This is a genomic window from Nocardioides sp. Leaf307 (assembly GCF_001423135.1).
Classification (GTDB): domain Bacteria; phylum Actinomycetota; class Actinomycetes; order Propionibacteriales; family Nocardioidaceae; genus Nocardioides; species Nocardioides kribbensis.
Genome location: NZ_LMNY01000001.1, coordinates 709,067 through 729,004, shown reverse-complemented (window position 1 = coordinate 729,004; position 19,938 = coordinate 709,067). Strand labels below are relative to the sequence as shown.

At 74.4% G+C, this 19,938-nt stretch carries 17 protein-coding genes; 8 read left to right on the top strand and 9 right to left on the bottom strand.

The window, feature by feature from the left end; genetic code table 11:
* Nucleotides 1-1,413, bottom strand: coding sequence for an amidase (locus ASF50_RS03400; RefSeq protein ID WP_056903483.1), 1,413 nt, complete (start codon nt 1,411-1,413; stop codon nt 1-3).
* Nucleotides 1,414-1,499: 86 nt separating this feature from the next.
* Between ASF50_RS03400 and ASF50_RS03395 the strand changes: the two genes are divergently transcribed.
* Nucleotides 1,500-1,889: a tautomerase family protein gene (locus ASF50_RS03395; RefSeq protein WP_056903482.1), complete on the top strand. Its 390-nt coding sequence runs from the start codon at nt 1,500-1,502 to the stop codon at nt 1,887-1,889.
* Nucleotides 1,890-1,901: 12 nt separating this feature from the next.
* Here the strand turns inward: ASF50_RS03395 and ASF50_RS03390 are convergent, their stop codons facing one another.
* Genes ASF50_RS03390 through ASF50_RS03365 form a run of 6 tightly spaced genes read right to left on the bottom strand, consistent with a single transcriptional unit; the run spans nt 1,902 to nt 11,896 of the window.
* Complete coding sequence (locus ASF50_RS03390; protein ID WP_056903481.1) at nt 1,902-3,728, bottom strand: ABC transporter ATP-binding protein; 1,827 nt, start codon at nt 3,726-3,728, stop codon at nt 1,902-1,904.
* A complete protein-coding gene (locus ASF50_RS03385) occupies nt 3,725-5,533 on the bottom strand; it encodes an ABC transporter ATP-binding protein (RefSeq protein WP_056903480.1) in 1,809 nt (602 codons plus the stop codon). Before ASF50_RS03385 ends, ASF50_RS03390 begins: the two co-directional genes overlap by 4 nt.
* Before the next feature lie 43 nt (nt 5,534-5,576).
* Nucleotides 5,577-10,499 carry an NAD-glutamate dehydrogenase gene (locus ASF50_RS03380; RefSeq protein ID WP_056903479.1) on the bottom strand — a complete coding sequence of 1,641 codons (4,923 nt, stop codon included), beginning with the start codon at nt 10,497-10,499 and terminating at the stop codon, nt 5,577-5,579.
* Nucleotides 10,500-10,509: 10 nt separating this feature from the next.
* Nucleotides 10,510-10,818, bottom strand: coding sequence for a hypothetical protein (locus ASF50_RS03375; protein WP_056903478.1), 309 nt, complete (start codon nt 10,816-10,818; stop codon nt 10,510-10,512).
* A complete protein-coding gene (locus ASF50_RS03370; RefSeq protein ID WP_056903477.1) occupies nt 10,815-11,555 on the bottom strand; it encodes a hypothetical protein in 741 nt (246 codons plus the stop codon). Before ASF50_RS03370 ends, ASF50_RS03375 begins: the two co-directional genes overlap by 4 nt.
* Nucleotides 11,552-11,896, bottom strand: a complete 345-nt coding sequence (locus ASF50_RS03365; protein ID WP_056865862.1) for a hypothetical protein — start codon at nt 11,894-11,896, stop codon at nt 11,552-11,554. The genes ASF50_RS03370 and ASF50_RS03365 overlap by 4 nt, the downstream gene beginning before the upstream one ends.
* A 93-nt stretch (nt 11,897-11,989) precedes the next feature.
* Here ASF50_RS03365 and ASF50_RS03360 point away from each other — a divergent pair, with 93 nt between their 5' ends.
* Nucleotides 11,990-12,349: a hypothetical protein gene (locus ASF50_RS03360; protein ID WP_056865861.1), complete on the top strand. Its 360-nt coding sequence runs from the start codon at nt 11,990-11,992 to the stop codon at nt 12,347-12,349.
* A 27-nt stretch (nt 12,350-12,376) separates the two neighbouring features.
* On the opposite strand, the gene ASF50_RS03355 is transcribed toward ASF50_RS03360, so the two are convergent.
* Nucleotides 12,377-13,096, bottom strand: a complete 720-nt coding sequence (locus tag ASF50_RS03355; protein ID WP_056865860.1) for a GntR family transcriptional regulator — start codon at nt 13,094-13,096, stop codon at nt 12,377-12,379.
* A 104-nt stretch (nt 13,097-13,200) separates the two neighbouring features.
* Here ASF50_RS03355 and ASF50_RS03350 point away from each other — a divergent pair, with 104 nt between their 5' ends.
* The 6 genes from ASF50_RS03350 to ASF50_RS03325 all read left to right on the top strand — a co-directional run bounded on the left by ASF50_RS03350 (nt 13,201) and on the right by ASF50_RS03325 (nt 18,462).
* Nucleotides 13,201-13,644: an SRPBCC family protein gene (locus tag ASF50_RS03350; protein WP_056903476.1), complete on the top strand. Its 444-nt coding sequence runs from the start codon at nt 13,201-13,203 to the stop codon at nt 13,642-13,644.
* A gap of 61 nt (nt 13,645-13,705) precedes the next feature.
* On the top strand, nt 13,706-14,320 hold the full coding sequence (locus ASF50_RS03345) for an alpha-ketoglutarate-dependent dioxygenase AlkB (protein ID WP_056903475.1): 615 nt from the start codon (nt 13,706-13,708) through the stop codon (nt 14,318-14,320).
* 60 nt (nt 14,321-14,380) lie between these two features.
* Nucleotides 14,381-15,835 (top strand): NADP-dependent phosphogluconate dehydrogenase, encoded by a 1,455-nt coding sequence (gene gndA / locus ASF50_RS03340; RefSeq protein WP_056903474.1) that lies wholly within the window; start codon nt 14,381-14,383, stop codon nt 15,833-15,835.
* 1 nt (nt 15,836) lies between these two features.
* Nucleotides 15,837-16,688 carry an aldo/keto reductase gene (locus ASF50_RS03335; RefSeq protein WP_056903473.1) on the top strand — a complete coding sequence of 284 codons (852 nt, stop codon included), beginning with the start codon at nt 15,837-15,839 and terminating at the stop codon, nt 16,686-16,688.
* A gap of 29 nt (nt 16,689-16,717) precedes the next feature.
* The gene (locus ASF50_RS03330; protein WP_056865855.1) at nt 16,718-17,083 is read left to right on the top strand and encodes a lipopolysaccharide assembly protein LapA domain-containing protein; all 366 of its coding nucleotides are present in this window, start codon (nt 16,718-16,720) and stop codon (nt 17,081-17,083) included.
* A gap of 59 nt (nt 17,084-17,142) precedes the next feature.
* Nucleotides 17,143-18,462 (top strand): MFS transporter, encoded by a 1,320-nt coding sequence (locus ASF50_RS03325; protein WP_056903472.1) that lies wholly within the window; start codon nt 17,143-17,145, stop codon nt 18,460-18,462.
* On the opposite strand, the gene mftF is transcribed toward ASF50_RS03325, so the two are convergent.
* Nucleotides 18,410-19,864, bottom strand: coding sequence for a mycofactocin biosynthesis glycosyltransferase MftF (mftF, locus tag ASF50_RS03320; RefSeq protein ID WP_056903471.1), 1,455 nt, complete (start codon nt 19,862-19,864; stop codon nt 18,410-18,412). The two genes, ASF50_RS03325 and mftF, sit on opposite strands and share 53 nt — an antisense overlap.
* Between the last annotated feature and the right edge of the window lie 74 nt (nt 19,865-19,938).

The window sequence follows — 19,938 nt, the reverse complement described above, 5'->3', positions numbered from 1 at the left end:
CTAGGGCGCGGGCGGGAACGACCAGGGGCGTGCCGCCTCGAGCTGGGCGCTGAGGCTCAGCAGCGTCGGCTCGTCGTCGGTGCGGCCCACCAGCTGCACCGCCAGGGGCAGCCCGTCGGAGGCCAGCCCCGCCGGCACGGCGGCCGCGGGGTTGCCCGCGACGTTCCACAGCGCGGCGTAGGCGATCGAGGGCAGCGCCAGCAGCGAGCTGGCCACCGTGCCCCGGCCGTCGAGGACTCCGGCCCGGGCGGGACGGTGGGCCGTGGCGGGGGTGAGCAGCACGTCGACGGCGCCGTCGCCCTCGAAGACCCGGTTGGCCAGGGCGGAGACGGTGCGGGTGCGCCGCAGGGCGGCCTCCCGCACCCGCGGGGTCACCCACGCGCCCAGCCGCAGCGTCTCGCGCGTGCGGCGCTCCAGCCGCTCGGGGTGCTGCACCAGCTCGGCCTCCGAGCGGATGCCGGCGAGGAACTGCGGCACGAAGGCGGCGGTCGGGTCGGGGTAGCGCGGGTCGACCTCGCGCACCTCGTGGCCCAGCTCGGCCAGCAGCCGCGCGGTGTCGTGGACGGCCGCGACGTGCTCCGGGTGCGGGCGCACCCCACGGGTGACCGGTCGCACCGACCAGCCGACCCGCAGCCGCCCCGGGGCACGGCCGGCCGCCTCCACGAAGGACCCGGCCTCCCCGGCGTGGTGGAGGTCGGAGGGCAGGCTGCCGCGCACCACGTCGTAGACCAGCGCGGCGTCCCGGACGCTGCGGGCCAGCGGGCCGGTCGTGCCCAGCGCCCACCACAGGTGCGGCTGCGGCGCCGCGGTCACCCGCCCGCGCTGCGGCTTGAGGCCGAAGAGCCCGCAGCAGGCGCTGGGGATGCGGATCGACCCGCCACCGTCGCCGCCGACGGCCACCGGCACCATGCCCGTCGCCACCGCCACCGCCGTGCCCCCGCTCGACCCGCCCGGGGTCCGCGAGGGGTCCCAGGGGTTGCGGGTCAGCCCGCGCGAGGCGCCCTCGGTGAACGGGAACGCGCCGAACTCCGGCATCGTCGTCTTGCCGACCACCACCGCGCCCGCCGCGCGCAGCCGACGCACCAGCTCCGCGTCGGCCGGCGCCGCGGCGGAGTTGGCCTCGCCGCCGTACGTCGTCACGGCGCCGGCGACGTCGAGCTCCTCCTTGACCGCCACCGGCACCCCGTGCAGCGGCCCCAGCGGCTCCCCCGCCGCCTGTGCCGCGTCGCGCGCGTCGGCCTCGGCGCGGGCCGCCTCGGCGAGCACGACCGAGAAGGCGTTGAGCGGCGGGTCGAGCCGCGCCACCCGCGCGAGGCTCTCCTCGAGCACCTCCCGCGCGCTCGCCCGTCCCGAGGCGACCCGCTCGGCCACCGCCACCGCGTCGTGCTCGTCGACGCCCCTGCGCTCGTCCATGACCCGACCCTAGACCCGACCCTGGGGCCTGCTGCTTGACTCGGGCACGACCCGTCACCGCCGACCCCACCACCCCGAGGAGACCCATGCCGCTCGTCAGGATCGACGTCACCGCCGGCCGCACCCCCGAGGAGCTGCGGCGCCTCGCCGACGTCGTGCAGGAGGTGATGCTCGACGTCTTCGCCGCGCCGGCCCGCGACCGCTACCAGGTGGTGACCGAGCACCCGGCCGGGCAGATCATCGCCGAGGACACCGGGCTGGGCTACGAGCGCACCGACGGCATCGTCGTCGTGCAGGTCTTCCAGCAGGGCCGCGACGCCGAGCAGAAGCAGGCGCTCTACCGGGCGCTCGCCGACCGGCTCGAGGAGCACTGCGCGGTGAGCCCGCAGGACCTCATCGTCTCGGTGAGTGCCAACGAGAAGGAGGACTGGTCCTTCGGCGAGGGCAGGGCGCAGTTCCTCGACGGCGGCCTCTGACCCGCGCCGCGCTCAGGCCAGCGACTCCACCCAGGCGTCGTGGAGGGCGGAGTAGCGCCCGGTGCCGCCGGCGACCAGGTCGCCGGGCGCGCCGTCCTCGACGATGCGCCCGTGCTCCATCACCAGGACCCGGTCGGCGATCTCCACCGTCGAGAGCCGGTGGGCGATGATCACCGCCGTCCGGCCCGCCAGCACGGTGCGCAGCGCCTGCTGCACCAGGCGCTCGGAGGGCACGTCGAGCGAGGACGTCGCCTCGTCGAGGATGAGCACCGCGGGATCGGCCAGGAAGGCCCGGGCGAAGGCGACCAGCTGGCGCTGGCCGGCCGAGAGCCGACCGCCCTGGTTGGCGACGTCGGTGTCGTAGCCGTCGGGCATCGCGGCGATGAAGTCGTGGGCCCCCAGCGCGGTGGTCGCCTCGACCACCTGCGCCATCGTGGCCCCCGGGCGCCCGAAGCGGATGTTGTCGGCGATCGTGCCGGAGAACAGGTAGCTCTCCTGGGTGACCATGACGACGTGGTCGCGCAGGGTGTCGGAGGTCAGGTCGCGCACGTCGACCCCGTCGAGCAGCACCCGGCCGCCGGTGGGGTCGTAGAAGCGGGTCGCGAGCTTGGCCAGGGTGGTCTTACCCGCGCCGGTCGTGCCGACCAGCGCCAGGGTCTGGCCCGCCGGCACGACGAGGTCGAGGTCGGGCAGCACCGGGCGGTCCTCGACGTAGGCGAAGCGCACGTGGTCGAAGCGCAGCTCCCCGTGGGCGGCGGGCAGCGCGACCGGTGAGGTCGGCTCCGGCACGTCGGGCTCCTCCTCCAGCACCCCGGCGAGCTTCTCCAGCGCCGCGGAGGCCGACTGGAAGGTGTTGTAGAACTGCGAGATCTCCATCATGGGCTCGAAGAATTGGCGCAGGTAGAGCAGGAAGGCGGCCAGCACGCCCACGGTCACGTCGCCGCGGTAGGCCAGCAGGGCGCCGTAGAGCAGCACGACGGCGATGGTGACGTTGCCGATGAGGCGGATGCCGGGCATGAACCACGCGACGAGACGGAACGCGACGAGGTTGGCCGCGCGGTACTGCTCGTTGACGTCGTCGAAGATCTCCTGGTTGCGCGGCTCGCGCCGGAAGGCCTGCACCGCACGGATGCCGCCCATCGACTCCACGAAGTGGACGATGACCAGCGCGACCTTCTCGCGGGTGGCGCGGTAGCTGCGGGCCGAGGCCTTGCGGAACCAGTTGGTGAGCAGCGCCAGGAACGGCCCGCACAGCAGCGCCACCAGGCCCAGCTCGACGTCGAGGAAGAGCAGGATGGCCGCGGTGCCGACCAGGGTGAGCGCCGCGGTGACGAGCCCGTCGAAGCCGGTCTCGAGCATCTCGTAGACGGCGTCGACGTCGGAGGTCTGGCGCGAGATGACCCGGCCCGAGGTGTAGCCGTCGTGGAAGGCGGGGCTGAGGTCCTGGAAGTGGCCGAAGACCCGGCGCCGCACCTGGAGCAGGACGTCCTGGCCGATGCGCCCGGAGCGCACCAGGAAGAGCTGGCGCGCGACGGCCTGGAGCAGGGTCGCGCCCAGCACGGCGCCGACCACCACCAGCAGCACCGTCAGGTCGTCGTCGCGACGGATGGGCGGGATGCCCGAGTCGATGCCGACCTTGACCAGGTAGGGGATCGCCAGGCGCGCGGCGTTCTCGACGACGACGACCGCGACGAGCAGCCACAGCGCCCGGCGGTAGGGCGCGAGCAGCTCCCCCAGCAGCCGGCGGGCGCCCCCGCCCAGCCGCGCGGCTGTCATCGCCTCGGCGGCCTCGTCGGCGTCGACCGCCGCCGCGCCACGCCAGTCGGTCGCGGCGCTCACACCGACACCGCCGCGTCGTCGGCCCAGGCCTCGGCCGACAGCAGCCGGGCGTAGGCGGGCACGGTGGCCAGCAGCTCGCGGTGCTCGCCGACGTGGGTGATGGTGCCGTGCTCCACCAGCGCGACCCGGTCGGCCAGCATCACGGTGGAGGCACGGTGCGCGACGACGAGCCCCGTGGTCGACCCCAGGATGCGGCCCAGCGCCTCCTCGACCAGCTTCTCGGTGTGCACGTCGAGGGCCGACAGGGTGTCGTCGAGCACCAGCACGGCCGGGCGCGCCAGCACGGCACGGGCCAGGGCCAGGCGCTGCCGCTGGCCCCCGGAGAGCGAGAGCCCCTGCTCGCCGATGCGGGTGTCGAGACCCCACGGCAGGTCGTGGACGAACTGCGCCTGGCTGATCTCGAGGGCCTCCGCGACGTCGGCGTCGGAGGCGTCGGCGCGACCGAGGGTGAGGTTCTCCCGGGCGCTCATCGAGAAGAGCGTGGGGTCCTCGAAGGCGGTGGCGACCAGCGAGCGCAGGTGCACCAGGTCGAGCTCGCGCACGTCGATCCCGTCGAGCAGCACCCGTCCGCCGGTCACGTCCCACAGCCGCGGCACCAGGGCGGTCAGCGCGGTCTTGCCCGACCCGGTGGCACCGACGAGGGCCACGGTCTCCCCCGGCGCGACGTCGAGGTTGACGTCGCGCAGCACCGGCTCGTCGGGGGCGTCGGGGAAGGCGAAGTCGACGTGCTCCAGGCGCAGGTGGCCGCGGGGCCGCTCGATGCGGCGCGTGCCGCCGACGATGGCGGGCTCGGTGTCGAAGATCTCCAGGATCCGCGCGCTCGCCGTCATCGCCTCCTGGGCCATGGCGAGGATGACGCCGAGGGAGGAGATCGGCCAGACCAGCGAGAGCATCAGCGTGATGAAGGCGACCAGCTCGCCGGGCGTGAGCGCGCCGCGGCCCACACCGATCGCACCGAGCAGCAGCACCGCCGCGACCGCGAGGTTGGGCACCGCGCCGAGGAAGGTCCAGAAGCGGGCCGAGAGACGCACCTTGTCCATGCTCGTGGCGTGCAGGGTGCGGGCGGCCGCGGCGTACTGCTCGCCGACGTGGCCGCTGCGGCCGAAGGACTTGATGACGCGGATGCCGACGGCGCCCTCCTCGGCGAGGGTGGCGAGGTCGCCCTGCTCGTCCTGCACGCGGCGCGAGACGACGACGTACTCCTTCTCGAAGCGCATGCACAGCCACACGATGGGGGCGGCGGCCGCCGCGACGACCAGGCCCAGCGGCCAGTACATGTGCAGCAGCACCGCGGTCGTGGCGACCAGCTGCACGACGTTGACCAGCAGGAAGAGCACGCCGAAGCCGCTGAAGCGGCGGATCGCGGAGAGGTCGGTGGTGGCGCGCGAGAGCAGCTGACCCGAGCCCCAGCGGCTGTGGAAGGCCATGGGCAGGCGCTGGAGGCGCTCGTAGAGGTCGTGGCGCATCGCGGTCTCGATGCCGAGCACGGCGTTGGACTGCACCCAGCGGCGCCAGAAGACCAGCACGGCCTCGAGCACGCCGAGCCCCAGCGCGAGCAGGCCGAGCGGGAGGATCGCCCCCGCGTCGCGCTCGGTGATCGGCCCGTCGATGAGGGCCTTGGTGACCAGCGGCACCGCGATCGACAGGGCCACCACCCCGAGGCTGGTCAGCAGCATGATGGTCAGGGCCACCACGTGCGGCCGCAGGTACGGCGCCAGGCGCAGCAGCGAGCGCACGTCGGCCGGCGGCGGCGCGGCGGCCCCCGCCGGGGCCTCGGCGGGGGACGGCCCGAGAACAGTTGACATCGTCAAGCAGCCTAGGCGCGGGCGCCGACAACGGGCCAATCCGTCAGCCGGCCAGCAGTCCCCGCACGACACGGAGCGCGACCGACATCCGCGCCAGGTCGGCGCTCTCGTCGGAGCAGATCTCCTGCAGCGTGGCCGCGGCCCGCGAGACCACGACCTCGTCGCCGTCCTCCCACGAGCCGATGCGGGCGGTGGCCGACTCCTCCCCCGACGTCGCGGCCAGCACCTGACCGGTGAGCTGCACGTGCACCGCGTTGAGGTCGTCGCGCAGGGCGGCCCGGGCCATGGTCTGCCACCGGTCGTGCCTCGGCAGGTCCAGGATCCGGTCGACCAGCACCGGCAGACCGAGCCGCTCGCCCAGGGCCACGTGCACCCGGGTCACCTCGACCGGGTCGAGCCCGTCGCGCAGGGCGAGGTCGACCACGCCCAGCAGCGTGTAGGCCGGCTGCAGACCGGCCACGCGCGAGGCGAGCTCCTCGTCGAGCCCGCCGCGCACCAACCGGTCACGCCGGTCCTCGAAGGCCTGCAGCTCGCGCCCGGTGAGCAGGTCGGGCAGGGCCGCCATCGTCGCCTGCACCGGATCGCGGAAGTGCTCCACCGTGGCCGAGGAGTCGAGCGGGGGGCGGCGGTTGACCACGAGCCAGCGCGAGGCCCGCTCGACCAGCGTGCGCATCTCCAGCCGGGCCCGGGTCTGCACGCCGGCGTCGATGCGGGTGTCGAGGGTCGCGAGCCGCTCGCGCAGGTCGAGGGAGCCGAAGATCTCGCGGGCCACGAAGTTGGCCCGGGTCAGCTCGGCGGCGCTCGCGCCGGTCTCCCCGCCCAGGCGGGGCCAGAAGGTCATGCCGGCGCCGTTCACCAGGTCGTTGACCACCTGCGTGACGATGATCTGGCGTCGCAGCGGGTGGTCGGCGACCTGCGCGGCGAAGCGCTCGCGCATCGGCGTCGGGAAGTAGACCTCCAGGTCGTGGGCGAGGTAGGGGTCGTCGGGCAGGTCGGACTCGAGCAGCTCCTCGGCCAGGACGATCTTGGTCCAGGCCAGCAGCACCGAGAGCTCGGGCGCCGTGAGGCCCTCCCGGGCGTCGAGGCGCCGGCGCACCTCGGCGCTCGAGGGCAGGCCCTCGATCTCGCGCACGAGCACGCCGTCGCGCTCCAGGCGGCGCATCCAGTCCTCGTGCACGTGCAGCAGCGCGGCGGCGTGGTCGGCGGCGTTGGCCAGGGCGAGGTTCTGCTCGTAGTTGTCGGCCAGCACCAACGAGGCGACCTCGTCGGTCATCTCCGCCAGCAGGGCGTTGCGCTGCTTGCCCGTGAGGTCGCCGGCGGCCACCACCCGGTCGAGCAGGATCTTGATGTTCACCTCGTGGTCGGAGGTGTCGACGCCGGCGGAGTTGTCGATGAAGTCGGTGTTGATCGCCCCGCCCGAGCCGTCGCCGCCGCGCTGGGCGTACTCGATGCGGCCGGCCTGGGTCAGGCCCAGGTTGCCGCCCTCGCCGACGCAGCGGGCGCGGACCTCGCGACCGTCGACGCGGATGGCGTCGTTGGACTTGTCGCCGGCGTCGGCGTGGGTCTCCTGCGAGCCCTTGACGTAGGTGCCGATGCCGCCGTTCCACAGCAGGTCGACGGGGGCCTGCAGGATCGCCCGCATCAGCTCGGCCGGGGTCAGCCGGTCCACGTCGTCGGGCAGTCCGAGCGCCCGCCGCACCTGGGGGCTGACCGGCACGGACTTCAGGCCCCGGGACCACACGCCCCCGCCCTCGGAGATCAGGGAGGCGTCGTAGTCCTGCCAGCTGGAGCGCGGCAGGTCGAAGAGCCGACGGCGCTCGGCGTAGGACGTCGCGGGGTCGGGGTCGGGGTCGAGGAAGACGTGGCGGTGGTCGAAGGCGGCCACCAGCCGGGTCGTGGGCGAGCAGAGCAGGCCGTTGCCGAAGACGTCGCCGCTCATGTCGCCGATGCCGACGCAGGTGAACTCCTGGGTCTGGCAGTCGATGCCGCGCTCGCGGAAGTGGCGCTGCACCGAGACCCACGCCCCGCGGGCGGTGATGCCCATGGCCTTGTGGTCGTAGCCCACCGAGCCGCCCGAGGCGAAGGCGTCGCCGAGCCAGAAGCCGTAGTCGGCCGCCACCGCGTTGGCGAGGTCGGAGAAGGTCGCCGTGCCCTTGTCGGCGGCGACCACGAGGTAGGAGTCGTCGCCGTCGTGGCGCACCACGTCGCGCGGGGGCACGGTCACGCCGTCGACCAGGTTGTCGGTGAGGTCGAGCAGACCCCGGACGAAGGTGGTGTAGGCCGCCACCCCCTCCGCCATCCAGGCCTCGCGGTCGCCCGGGTCGGGCAGCTGCTTGGCGTAGAACCCGCCCTTGGCGCCGACCGGCACGATCACGGTGTTCTTGACCATCTGGGCCTTGACCAGGCCGAGCACCTCGGTGCGGAAGTCGTCGCGGCGGTCGGACCAGCGCAGTCCGCCGCGTGCGACCGCGCCGAAGCGCAGGTGCACGCCCTCGACCCGCGGGGAGTGCACGAAGATCTCGAAGCGGGGCCGCGGCTGGGGCAGGTCGGGCACGGCCTGCGGGTCGAGCTTGAAGGACAGGTAGGCGTGGGGCTCACCGTCGACGGTCTGGAAGTAGTTGGTGCGCAGGGTGGCGCGGACCAGCGTGAGGTAGGACCGCAGGATGCGGTCGTGGTCGAGGCTGGCGACGTCCTCCAGCGCCCGACCGAAGGCCGCGACGAGGTCGTCCTCCCCGCGTGCCCCGGCGCCGGGGTGGGGATCGAAGCGGGCCTCGAAAACCGCGACCAGGAGCCGGGTGAGGTCGACGTTGTCGCGCAGTGCGCCCTCGATGGAGTCCTGGGCGAAGGGCGAGCCGGCCTGGCGCATGTACTTGGCGTAGGCGCGCAGCACCGAGGTCTGGCGCCAGGTCAGCCCGGCGCCGAGCACGAGCCCGTTGAAGCCGTCGATCTCGCTGCGTCCCTCCCAGACCGCGCGCAGCGCGTCCTGGAAGAGGCCGCGCGCCCGCTCGGGCAGGGCGCGGCCGTAGCGCAGGCCGAACTCGTAGACGTAGGACGGCCGGTCGAGGCCGTCGAGCTCGTAGGGGCGCTCGTCGACGACCTCGACCCCGAGGGAGGACAGCATGGGCAGCACCTGCGAGAGGCTCAGCGGCTCGCCGACGCGGTAGACCTTGAGCCGGGCCTCGCCGCGGCCGGCGTCGAGCTGCTCGTAGAGCGACAGGTCGATGCCCTCCTCGCCCTCGACGTCCTCGAGGCGACGCAGGTCGACCGCCGCGGTGCGCGGGGAGAAGTCCTCCTTGTAGGCCTCCGGGAAGGAGTCGACGTAGCGCCGCCCGAGGCGGGCGCCGGCCTCCTCGCCGTACTCCGCGATGACCGCGGAGGTGAAGTCGTCGCGCCAGCTGCGGCTGGCCTCCGAGAGCCGACGCTCGAGGTCGGCGGCGTCGATGTCGCCGCTCCCCCCGGCCGCGTCGGCGGACAGGTGGACGACGAAGTGCACGCGCGCGGTGGTCGACTCGTTGATCCGCACGGTGAACTCGACCGACTCGCCGTGGAGACGGTCGAGGAGGATCTGGGAGAAGCGCTCGCGCACCGCGGTGTTGTAGCGGTCGCGCGGCAGGTAGACGAGCACCGAGACGTAGCGCCCGTAGGTGTCGCGCCGGGTGATCGTGCGCACCGCGCGCCGCTCGCGGGCGTGCATGGCCGCCTCGGCGCGCGGCGCCAGCTCGTCGACGCTGGTGTGGAAGAGCTCGTCGCGGGGGTAGGTCTCGAGGGTGTCCATGAGGGCACGTCCGGCGTAGCTGCGCGGGTCGTAGCCGCTGCGGCGCAGCACGGCGGCCGCGCGCTCGCGCAGCAGCGGGATGCGGGTGAGGCTCTCGGCGTAGGCGGTCGAGGAGAACAGCCCGAGGAAGCGACGCTCCCCGACCACGGCCCCCGAGGCGTCGAACGTCTTCACCCCGACGTAGTCGAGGTACGCCGGGCGGTGCACGGTCGCCCGGGAGTTGGCCTTGGCCAGCACCAGCAGGCTGCGCTCGCGCGCGCGGGCCTTGACCGCCTCGGGCAGGCGCGCGAAGGACTCCGACTGGTCCTGGTCGGCGCGCAGGATGCCCAGGCCCGTGCCCGGCACCGCGCGCAGCACCTCGTCCTCGGCCGAGCCCTCCGAGCCGCCGGTCGAGCCGCCGGCGGAGCCCTCGGACGGCACGGTCTCGAGGTGGTACTCGCGGTAGCCGAGGTAGGTGAAGTGGTCGTCGGCGAGCCACTCCAGCAGCTCGGCGCCCTGCCGGACCTCCTCGGGGTCCAGCGGCGGCGGGTCCTGGCGCAGCTCCTCGACGATCTCGAGCATCCGGCCGCGGGTGCGGCTCCAGTCCTCGACCGCCTCGCGGACGTCGCGCAGCACCCGCTGGACGTCGGCGACCAGGTCGCGCGCGAGCTGCTCCCCGGTCTCGCCCTGGGGCAGCCGGTCGATCTCGACGTGCATCCACGACTCGCGCACGGCCTCGCCGTCGGGCTGCAGCGCGCCGTCGTCGACGACGCCGACGTGCTGCAGGGCTCCGGTGATGTCGCGCCGCACGTCGAAGTGGGGGTGGACGACCACGTGCACGTCGTGGAGCTGCCGGGCCAGCTCCATGGTGAGGGAGTCGACCAGGAAGGGCATGTCGTCGGTGACGACCTCCACGACCGTGTGACCGGAGGCCGACCAGCCGTGCTCGGCGAGCGTCGGGGTCAGCACGCGCACCGCCGCGGTGCCCTGCGGCCGCTCCGTGGCCAGCCGGTGGTGGGAGGCGAGGGCGCCGTAGACGTCGGCCTCGCTCCGACCGGCGAGGTCCTCCGGGGCGACGTGGCGGTAGTAGGCGGCCAGCAGCGCGCCCACGTCGTCGTGGGGCGGACCGCCCGTGCCCTTCCCGGCCCGGGCCAGGTCGGTCGCCTTCGCGAGGAGGTCGGACTTGTCCAGATCATGCGTCGTCGTTGACACGGGACCGACCCTAGGACCCCCGGACGGGTGGGGCCAACGCGCCCCGCCCGGTCTCGACCACCGCGGCGCGCACGAGGTCGACGCCCTCGCCCGCCCCGAGGCTCCAGGGGTCGCGCCACAGCGCTTCCCACGTGGTCTCACCGCGGTCGACCGAGGCCGCGTGGCGCCGCTGGGCGAGCGTCCCGCCGCGCGCAGCGCGCTCCAGCGCACCGAGCACCGGCCGCGGGACACCGCGGTCGAGCTCCGCGGCGCGCCGCAGGGTGCGACCCGACCGCTCGAGCGCGGCGGCGAGGAGCCTGTCGGCCTCCGAGCCGCTCACGGCACCAGGTCGGGCAGGGCGGCGAGCAGCGCGAGCCGGTCGCCCACGTGGCGGGCCCAGACCGGCACCGTCTCCTTGAGCTCCAGCAACCGCTGGACCAGGTCGACCACGAGCAGGACGTCGTCGACGAGGTCGGTGATCGCGTCGAGCCCCTTCATCGCCACCTCGGCGGCCAGGGCGGCCCACCCTGCCGGTCCGGAGGCGCGGCTGAGCAGCGCGCGCACGAGCCGCGCCATGGCCTTGCCGAGCTCGACGACGAGGTGCTCGACCTCGACCCCGAGCCGCTCGGAGACGTCGGCGACCTCCTCCAGCACGAGCGCGCCGCGCTCCACGACGGCGCCCACCGCGCGGCCGGCGAGGGCGAGCCCCTCGATCCGTGCCGCGCAGGCGGCCCCGGCCAGCCCGCTCCACCCGAGCGCGACGTGCACGGCGAGACGGTCGAGGTTGCCGGCCCAGGCGACCCACGCCGACCCGGTGGTCACGCAGGCCGTCGCGTTCTGCCGGATCGCGGTGTAGTCGCCGCTCAACGGCAGCACGACCAGCTCCTCGAGGCTGCCGCCCGGCAGCTCGGGCAGCCCCGCGCCCACGCCGTTGAGGGCGCGCACCCCCAGGTTGATCGTGTCGCGCATGGCCGAGAAGGCGGCGTCCCACGACTCGAAGGCGGCGTCGTGGCGGCGCTGGGGGTCGCTCTCCCCGGGCGCGAGGAGCACCGGGTCGAGCAGCACCGGGCCGCTCACGCCCCGGCTCCCGCCACGTCGCGGTGCACGAGCGCGGCCGACGCCGACGCGTCGAGGTCGGCGGCCTCGAGCCCGGCCAGGGCCGACTCCACGTCGTCGACCGCGTCGGCCCAGACCGCCGCGAAGCGCCGGTCGAGCGCGTCGAAGGCGGCCGACACGAGGTCCATGGCCTCGGCCAGGGGCCGCAGCACGCACACCGGGCTCGGCTCGAAGCCGTCGCGCCGCGCCACCCACTCCCGGGCGTAGTCGCTCACCGCGCGCTCCTGCTCGGCCAGCACCGCGAGGTGACGCGGCACCCGCCACGTCTCCGCCCAGCTCGTGATCTCCGGTCCACCCGTCATGACCCACCTCCCGCTCCCCGCCGGCGCACGGTGCGCCGGCCCCCTCCAGGTGCCCGGCGGGGGCGGGCTTTGAAACGGGAGCATGATGGGGCTGTGGACAACGCGCTGCTCTTCGACGCCCGGGCGCGGGTGCTGGCCGACCTCCGGGCCCGCGACCACGCCACGCCACCCGCCGTGTCGGCGCTGGAGGACGCCGTCTCGGCGCGCTCGTGGTGGGCGGGGCAGTGGCCCGAGGGGGCGCAGTACGTCGCCGGCCTGGTCGCCCAGGACGTGCAGGACGCGCTCTTCGAGAGCACCGGTCGCTGGCCCCTGTGCGTCGGCTGCCCCGGCGCGCCGGAGCACTCGCTCTACATCCAGCCCGACCTCGGGGGCCCCGACCCGCACTGGGTGTGCGAGGAGACCGGCCAGACGGTCGCCGACCTGGGTCGCCTCGGTGAGTGGCGCCCCTTCTGAGCCGACCCCTCCCAGGCGTCGTGGCCCTCAGGCGTCGTGGCCGAGCTGGACCCAGAGCGTGAAGCGGTCGGCGCGGTAGACGGTGCGCGAGACCTCGACGACCTTGTCGCCGGCCAGCGCGCGTCGCGAGTGGCGCAGCACCGGCGCGCCCTCGTCGACCTCCAGGAGGGTCGCCTCCTCGGGCGTCGCCCGGTCGGCGGTGATGGAGTCCTCGGCCCAGGTCGGGCGCAGGCCGCGGCCGTCGAGGGCGTCGTAGAGGCTGGTCGGCATGCCGCTCTGGAGGAAGCCGGGCAGGAGGACCTCGTTGAGATAGGCGTCCTCGAGGCACATCGGCGTGCCGTCGGCGCGGCGCAGCCGCCGCCAGTGGATGACGGCGTCGCCCTCGGTCAGGCTCAGCGCACGGGCCACGCCGGGACCGGCCTGCTCACGACGCGCGAGGAGGGTCTGCGACTCGGCCAGCAGCCCGCGCCGCGACATCTCCTCGGTGTAGCCGGTGATCCGGCTGGCCGCACGCCGCGGGCGGGCGACGAAGGTGCCCCGCCCGGGGATGCGCTCGAGCAGCCCCTCGACCACGAGCGCGTCCATCGCCTGGCGCACCGTCATGCGGGCCACGCCGAACTGGTGCACGAGCTCGCGCTCGGAGGGAGCGGGCGACCCGGGAGCGCTGCCGGTCACCAGGGAGCGGACGTACTCGCGCACCGCGACGTGCTTGAGGCCACGCCCGTCCGGCGCCAGAACGTCTTCCACGCCCCCCAGATTAGGGAGGCGCGCGGCGCCCTGTCCGGCGAATGCGCAACCTCGGGCGCCCCAGGGGTGAGCCCGTGCCGTGTCCCCCTCCCTACCCTCGACCCATGCACGTCGAGCGCACCTTCACCGTCCCGCGGCCCGTCGAGGCCGTCTTCGACTACCTCAGCGACTTCGCGCACACCACCGAGTGGGACCCCGGCACCGTCACCACCACCCGCACCTCCGGCGACGGCGGCGTCGGCACGACGTACGCCAACACCTCGCAGTTCATGGGCCGCACGGTCGACCTGACCTACGAGACGACGGCCTTCGAGCGGCCCTCGCGCGTGCAGTTCCGCGGCACCAACAAGTCGGCGACCGCGACCGACACGCTGAGCTTCTCCCCCGACGCCGACGGCAGCGCGACCCGCATCCACTACCGGGCCGACTTCGACTTCGGCTTCCTGCTCAACCTCGTGGCACCCGTCGTGCTGCGCGGCAAGCTCGACACCCTGGCCGACGAGACCGTCGAGCAGATCACCCGCACGCTGCTGAACAAGGCCGTCTGACCGGCGGCGCGCCGCCCGGTCGGTCGAACACGCGTTCGACCGACCGGGCTAGGGTGGTCGCGTGGACTTCCAGTCGTCGCTCTTCGAGGCGCCGGTCGCGCAGGTCGGTGACCTGAGCGCCCTCGAGCGTCACCCGCTGTCGCACGGCGCGTGGGTCGACGTGCACCGCACGTGGCTCCCCGAGCCCGACGACGTGCTCGCCACCTTGGTCGCCGACGTGCCGTGGCGCGCCGAGCGACGCCAGATGTACGACCGTCTCGTCGACGTGCCGCGGCTCGTGCACACCTACCTCGTCGGCGACGCCCTGCCCCACCCGCGGCTCGCACAGGCCCGTGACGCGCTGAGCGCGCACTACGCCGACGAGCTCGGTGAGCCCTTCCGCACCGCCGGCTGCTGCTACTACCGCGACGGGCGCGACAGCGTGGCCTGGCACGGCGACACCATCGGGCGCGGCTCGACGCAGGACACGATGGTCGCGATCGTCTCCCTCGGCGACCCGCGGCGCCTGGCGCTGCGCCCCCGTGGCGGCGGGGCCTCGCTGTCCTTCGAGATGGGCCACGGGGACCTGCTCGTCATGGGCGGCTCCTGCCAGCGCACCTGGGAGCACGCCGTGCCGAAGGTCGCCTCGGCCGGGCCGCGGGTCTCGGTGCAGTTCCGCCCGCTCAACGTGTTCTGACCGCACCCACTCACCCCCTTGGGCGGAACAGCGGCCCCCCACCCGTGGTTGTGTCGAACCATGGACGCCACTGCCACCATCGGCCTGACCGGCCTCGCTGTCATGGGCCGCAACCTGGCCCGCAACATCGCCCGCAACGGGCACACCATCGCCGTGCACAACCGCACCGCAGCCAAGATGACCGCGCTCGTCGAGGAGTTCTCCGACGAGGCCCGCGAGGGCGGCGGGGAGCTGGTGGGCTCGGAGAGCCTCGAGGACTTCGTCGCCTCGATCCAGCAGCCCCGCACCATCCTGGTGATGGTGAAGGCCGGCGAGCCGACCGACGCCGTCATCGACGAGCTCGTGCCGCTGCTCGACGAGGGCGACATCGTCGTCGACGCCGGCAACGCGCACTTCACCGACACCCTGCGCCGCCAGCAGGCCCTTGAGGAGAAGGGCCTGCACTTCGTGGGCATGGGCGTCTCGGGCGGCGAGGAGGGCGCCCTCAACGGGCCCTCGATCATGGTGGGCGGCTCCGAGCACGCCTACGAGAACCTCGGCCCCGTGATGGAGTCGATCGCCGCGGTCGTCGACGGCACCCCGTGCAGCACCCACGTCGGTCCCGACGGCGCCGGGCACTTCGTCAAGATGGTGCACAACGGCATCGAGTACGCCGACATGCAGCTGATCGCGGAGTCCTTCGACCTGCTGCGCACCGTCGGCGGCCTCGAGCCCGCCGAGATCGCCGACGTCTTCGACGAGTGGAACCGCGGCGACCTCGAGTCCTTCCTCATCGAGATGACCGCCGACGTCCTGCGCCACACCGACGCCGAGACGGGCAAGCCCTTCGTCGACGTCGTGCTCGACCAGGCCGAGCAGAAGGGCACCGGCCGCTGGACCGTGCAGAGCGCCCTCGACCTCGGCGTGCCGATCACCGGCATCGCGGAGGCGACCTTCGCCCGCAGCCTCTCGGGCCACGCCGAGCAGCGCGCCGCGGCCCGCGAGATGTTCTCCACCACCTCCGAGGAGCACACCGTCGAGGTCGACCGCGACGTCTTCGTCGACCAGGTGCGCGCGGCGCTCTACGCCTCCAAGGTCGTGGCCTACGCGCAGGGCTTCGACCAGATCGCGGCCGGCGCGGAGGAGCACGGCTGGGACATCGACCTCGGCAGCATCGCCACCATCTGGCGCGGCGGCTGCATCATCCGGGCGCAGTTCCTGGACCGCATCAAGGAGGCCTACGCCGAGGAGCCCGACCTCACCACGCTGCTGACCACGCCCTACTTCGCCGACGCGGTCAAGGACGGCGTCGACGCCTGGCGCGACGTGGTGGCCACCGCGGCGCAGGCCGGCGTGCCGATCCCGGCCTTCGCCTCCTCGCTGTCCTACTTCGACGGGCTGCGGCGCGGCCGCCTGCCCGCCGCGCTCATCCAGGGCCTGCGCGACAACTTCGGCGCCCACACCTACCAGCGGGTCGACCGCGACGGCTCCTTCCACACCACGTGGGCGGGCGACCGCACCGAGCAGGAGGCCTGACATGACCGGCACGAGCGACACCTTCCGCATCGGCGGCGACCTGCCCGTGAGCCGGTTGGGCTACGGCACGATGCAGCTCACGGGCGAGGGCGTCTGGGGGCCGCCCGAGGACCACGACGGCGCGATCGCCGTGCTCCGTCGCGCCGTCGAGCTCGGCGTCACCCTCTTCGACACCGCCGACTCCTACGGCCCCGAGGTCGCCGAGGACCTGCTCCGCGAAGCACTGCACCCCTACGCCGACGACGTCGTCATCGCCACCAAGGCCGGCCTGACCCGCACCGGTCCCGGCCAGTGGATCCCGGTCGGTCGCCCGTCCTACCTGCGCCAGCAGTGCGAGCTGAGCCTGCGCCGCCTCGGCCTCGAGCGCATCGACCTCTTCCAGCTGCACCGCATCGACCCCGAGGTCGCGCTGGAGGACCAGGTCGGGGAGCTGGCCGCGCTGCAGCAGGAGGGCAAGATCCGCCACATCGGGCTCTCCGAGGTCAGCGTCGAGCAGACCCGGGCCGCCCGCGAGGTCGCCACCATCGCCACCGTGCAGAACCTCTACAACCTCGCCGACCGCAGCGCCGAGGAGCTCGTGGACTACTGCGAGGCGGAGGGGATCGGCTTCATCCCGTGGTTCCCCCTCGCCACCGGCGCCCTGTCGAAGGACGACGGACCGCTGGCGGCGGCGAGCTGCGAGCACGACGCCACGCCCTCGCAGCTCGCGCTGGCCTGGCTGCTGCGCCGCTCCCCTGTCATGCTGCCGATCCCGGGCACCAGGAGCCTGGACCACCTCGAGTCCAACACCGCGGCGGCCGGGATCGAGCTGAGCGACCCCGAGTTCGAGGCGCTGGCCCGGGCCACGGCCTGACCCCCTTCCCCACCACCAGGAGACGACCGATGAGCACCCAGTCCCACGAGCCCACCGCGGGCGACCGCGGCCCCGGCACCGACCCCACGCCCACCCCGACCGACACCGGCTCGAGCCGCCACGAGGACCCGCTGCGCGGCTCACGCACCAGCGGCCTCTGGGTCGCCGTCATCGCCTCGATCGTGGTGCTCGTGCTGCTGGTGGTCTTCATCATGCAGAACACCGAGCGGGTCACCGTGGCCTTCCTGCCCTGGGAGGCCGAGCTGCCCCAGGCCGCCGCCCTCCTCATCGCCGCCGCCGCGGGCATGCTGCTGGCCGGCATCGTCGGCAGCATGCGCATCCTGCAGCTGCGACGCCGCGTCAAGCGCGAGGTGAAGGTCAACCGCAAGGGCTGACCCCGGTCGGTTCCGCTCGATTCCGCCGTCTCCGGCGCAGGTGCGAGACTGCGCCGGAGATGAGCACCAGCACCCCCGGCAGCACCGGCACGACCGACCGCCCGACCCTCGCGTCCTTCTGGCACGACCTGCCCCGGGAGGGGCGGCTGCTGCTGTCGGTGGTGGTCCTGGAGTTCTTCGGCACCGGTCTGGTGCTGCCCTTCCAGGTCGTCTACCTCAACGAGGTCCGCGGCTTCGCCCTCGCCGACGTCGGGCTGCTGCTCGCGGTGCCCCCGCTGATCGGCTTCCTCATCGTCGGTCCCGGCGGCGCCCTCATCGACCGCATCGGGGCCCGGCGGGTGCTGCTCGCCTCGCTGCTCCTGCTGGTCGCCGGCAACGCCCTCCTCGCCTTCGCCTCGACCATGCTGTTGGCCGGGGTGGCGCTGACGCTGAACGGCGTCGCCTTCGGCGTCTCCTGGCCGGCCTCCCAGAGCTTCATCGCCGCCGTCGTGCCGGCCGCGCTGCGCCAGCGCTACTTCGGCGTCAACTTCACCCTGCTCAACCTCGGCATCGGGATCGGCGGGATCCTCGGCGGGGTGCTGGTCGACGTCGAGCAGGTCTCGACCTTCCAGGCCATCTACCTCGGCGACGCCGCGAGCTACCTGCCCGCGATCGTCCTGCTCCTCGGCCCGCTGCGCCACGTGGCCGGGCGGCCTGACCACGACACTGCGACCACCGGGCCGTCGGTCGGCTACCTGGTGGTCCTGCGCCGGCCCGCCGTGGCCTCGCTCATGGTGCTGGGCTTCGTGTCGTCCTTCGTCGGCTACTCCCAGCTCAACGCCGGGATGCCGGCCTACGCCCGCGCCGTCGGCGAGGTCTCGACCCAGGGGCTGGGCCTGGCCTTCGGCGCCAACACCCTGGTCATCGTGGTGCTCCAGCTGTTCGTGCTCCAGCGCATCGAGGGCCTGCGGCGCACCCGGGTCATCGCGGTGATGGCGGTGATCTGGTCGTTGGCCTGGCTCTGCCTCGGCGCCACCGGGCTGGTCGCCGGCACCGTCGCGGCCACCGTGCTCGTCGCCGCCTGCGCCTCCGTCTTCGCCCTCGGCGAGACCCTGCTCCAGCCGACCATCCCGGCGCTGGTCAACGACCTGGCCCCCGACCACCTGCGGGGTCGCTACAACGCGCTCAGCTCGGCCTCCTTCCAGGCCGCCGCCGTCATCGCGCCGCCGGTCTCCGGCTTCCTCATCGGCCACGCGCTGGGCGAGGTCTACATCGGGCTGCTCGTGGTCGGGTGCCTGCTCTGCGGCGCCCTGGCCGTGCTGCGCCTGGAGCCCCAGCTCGACCCCGTCACCAACGGGGTGCGGCCCCGCCCCGACCGGTCGGGCGCCGCGGTCGACTGACCCGCACGGGCACCAGCGCGCGCACCGATCCCTCCCGCAGGGCGCCGGCCCACACACCGGCCCCGTAGGCCACGTCGTCGAGGCGGCGCAGGGCGGCGTACGGGAGCAGGCCGAGGCGCGGGCGGGTGCGGCGGTGGTCGGCGACGGCGTCGAGCACCCCCACCACCACGACCGTACGGCGGGCCCGGCGCGAGACGACCGCGGCGAGCAGGGCCGTGAGCCACTGCTCGCGCAGCAGCACCGACCCGCTCCCCCACAGCGCCGCCACCGCCTCCTCGAGCACCACGACCGCGGCCGCCCGCACGGGCCGGGGCGACCCGTCGCGCCGCAGGCCGCGGGTGCGCCCGACGAGCGCGACGCCCGCCGCGGCGCCGGTCACCGCCAGCGCCTGCCGCCCGAGCAGGGGCGCGCCCACGAGCCCGCCCAGCAGCGCGACGGTCCACGGCCGCAGCACCAGCGAGGCCGCCGCCTGCGGGTGGCGGGCGGCCAGCGGAGCCGCGGAGGTGCCGTAGAAGGCCTTGCGCCCGGCCCAGGCCGCCACGCCGGTCCGGTGCTCGTGACGCACGTGGGCGCCGGGCTCGTAGCGCACCCGCCAGCCCGCGGCGAGCAGGCGGCGCACCAGGTCGACGTCCTCACCGCAGCGCAGCCGGGCGTCGAAGCCCTCGCCCAGGGCCGCGGTGCGGGCCACGAGACAGGCCCCCGGGAGGTAGGAGACGAGGCCGCCCGCACGCACCGCCGCCGGCGCCGGGCCCAGGTCGAGGGAGGAGCGCGCCTGCTCGTAGCGGGCGACCGCGCCGTCGCCGGGGCGCGCGGCGGGCCCCAGCACCCGCGGTGCGACCACGGCCAGCGACGGGTCGTCCAGGTACGGCAGCAGTCGCTCGAGCCAGCCCGGCTCCGGCACGACGTCGACGTCCACGAACGCGACGCAGGGCGCGGTCACCTCCCGCAGGCCGCTGTCACGGGCCGCGGCGGGGCCGCGGTTGCGCCGGTGCGCCACCACTCGCGCGCCGTGGGCCAGCGCCACCGCCGCGACCTCGCCCGGGGCGCGCGAGGCGTCGTCGACGACCACGACCTCCACCCCGGGTGGGAGGTCCTCGCGCAGCGCGGCAAGCAGCCGGCCCAGTCGCACCGCGTCGTCGCGCACCGGCACCACCACGCTGACCTCGCGGGCGTCCACCGGCCGCGGCGTGACCAGCGGGTCGGCCAGGTCGGCGTCGAGGAGCCGGCGGGCGAGCTCGCCCCCCACCGGTCCGGCCGCGACAGCGGCGGCCTCCGCGTCGTCGAGGCGCACCAGACCGGACTCGCCGCCGACCCCGCCCCCGACCCCGAGCAGGGAGCGGCCGCCGTCGCAGACGTGGGTGCGCGGCGAGAGCGTCGCGAGGGGCTCGGTCGGTGGCCGCACCCGCTCACGCTAGGCACCGGCGCGACCCGGCGCACCCCTCCCCGGGCCGTGGCCGACCTGTCCCGACGGGCAGG

Coding starts and splice junctions, on each gene's coding strand:
- ASF50_RS03325 (WP_056903472.1), top strand. CDS start 17,143: ATGAGCACCAGCACCCCCGGCAGCACCGGCACGACCGACCGCCCGACC.
- ASF50_RS03365 (WP_056865862.1), bottom strand. CDS start 11,896: ATGACGGGTGGACCGGAGATCACGAGCTGGGCGGAGACGTGGCGGGTG.
- ASF50_RS03395 (WP_056903482.1), top strand. CDS start 1,500: ATGCCGCTCGTCAGGATCGACGTCACCGCCGGCCGCACCCCCGAGGAG.
- ASF50_RS03350 (WP_056903476.1), top strand. CDS start 13,201: ATGCACGTCGAGCGCACCTTCACCGTCCCGCGGCCCGTCGAGGCCGTC.
- gndA (WP_056903474.1), top strand. CDS start 14,381: ATGGACGCCACTGCCACCATCGGCCTGACCGGCCTCGCTGTCATGGGC.
- ASF50_RS03400 (WP_056903483.1), bottom strand. CDS start 1,413: ATGGACGAGCGCAGGGGCGTCGACGAGCACGACGCGGTGGCGGTGGCC.
- ASF50_RS03335 (WP_056903473.1), top strand. CDS start 15,837: ATGACCGGCACGAGCGACACCTTCCGCATCGGCGGCGACCTGCCCGTG.
- ASF50_RS03330 (WP_056865855.1), top strand. CDS start 16,718: ATGAGCACCCAGTCCCACGAGCCCACCGCGGGCGACCGCGGCCCCGGC.
- ASF50_RS03385 (WP_056903480.1), bottom strand. CDS start 5,533: ATGTCAACTGTTCTCGGGCCGTCCCCCGCCGAGGCCCCGGCGGGGGCC.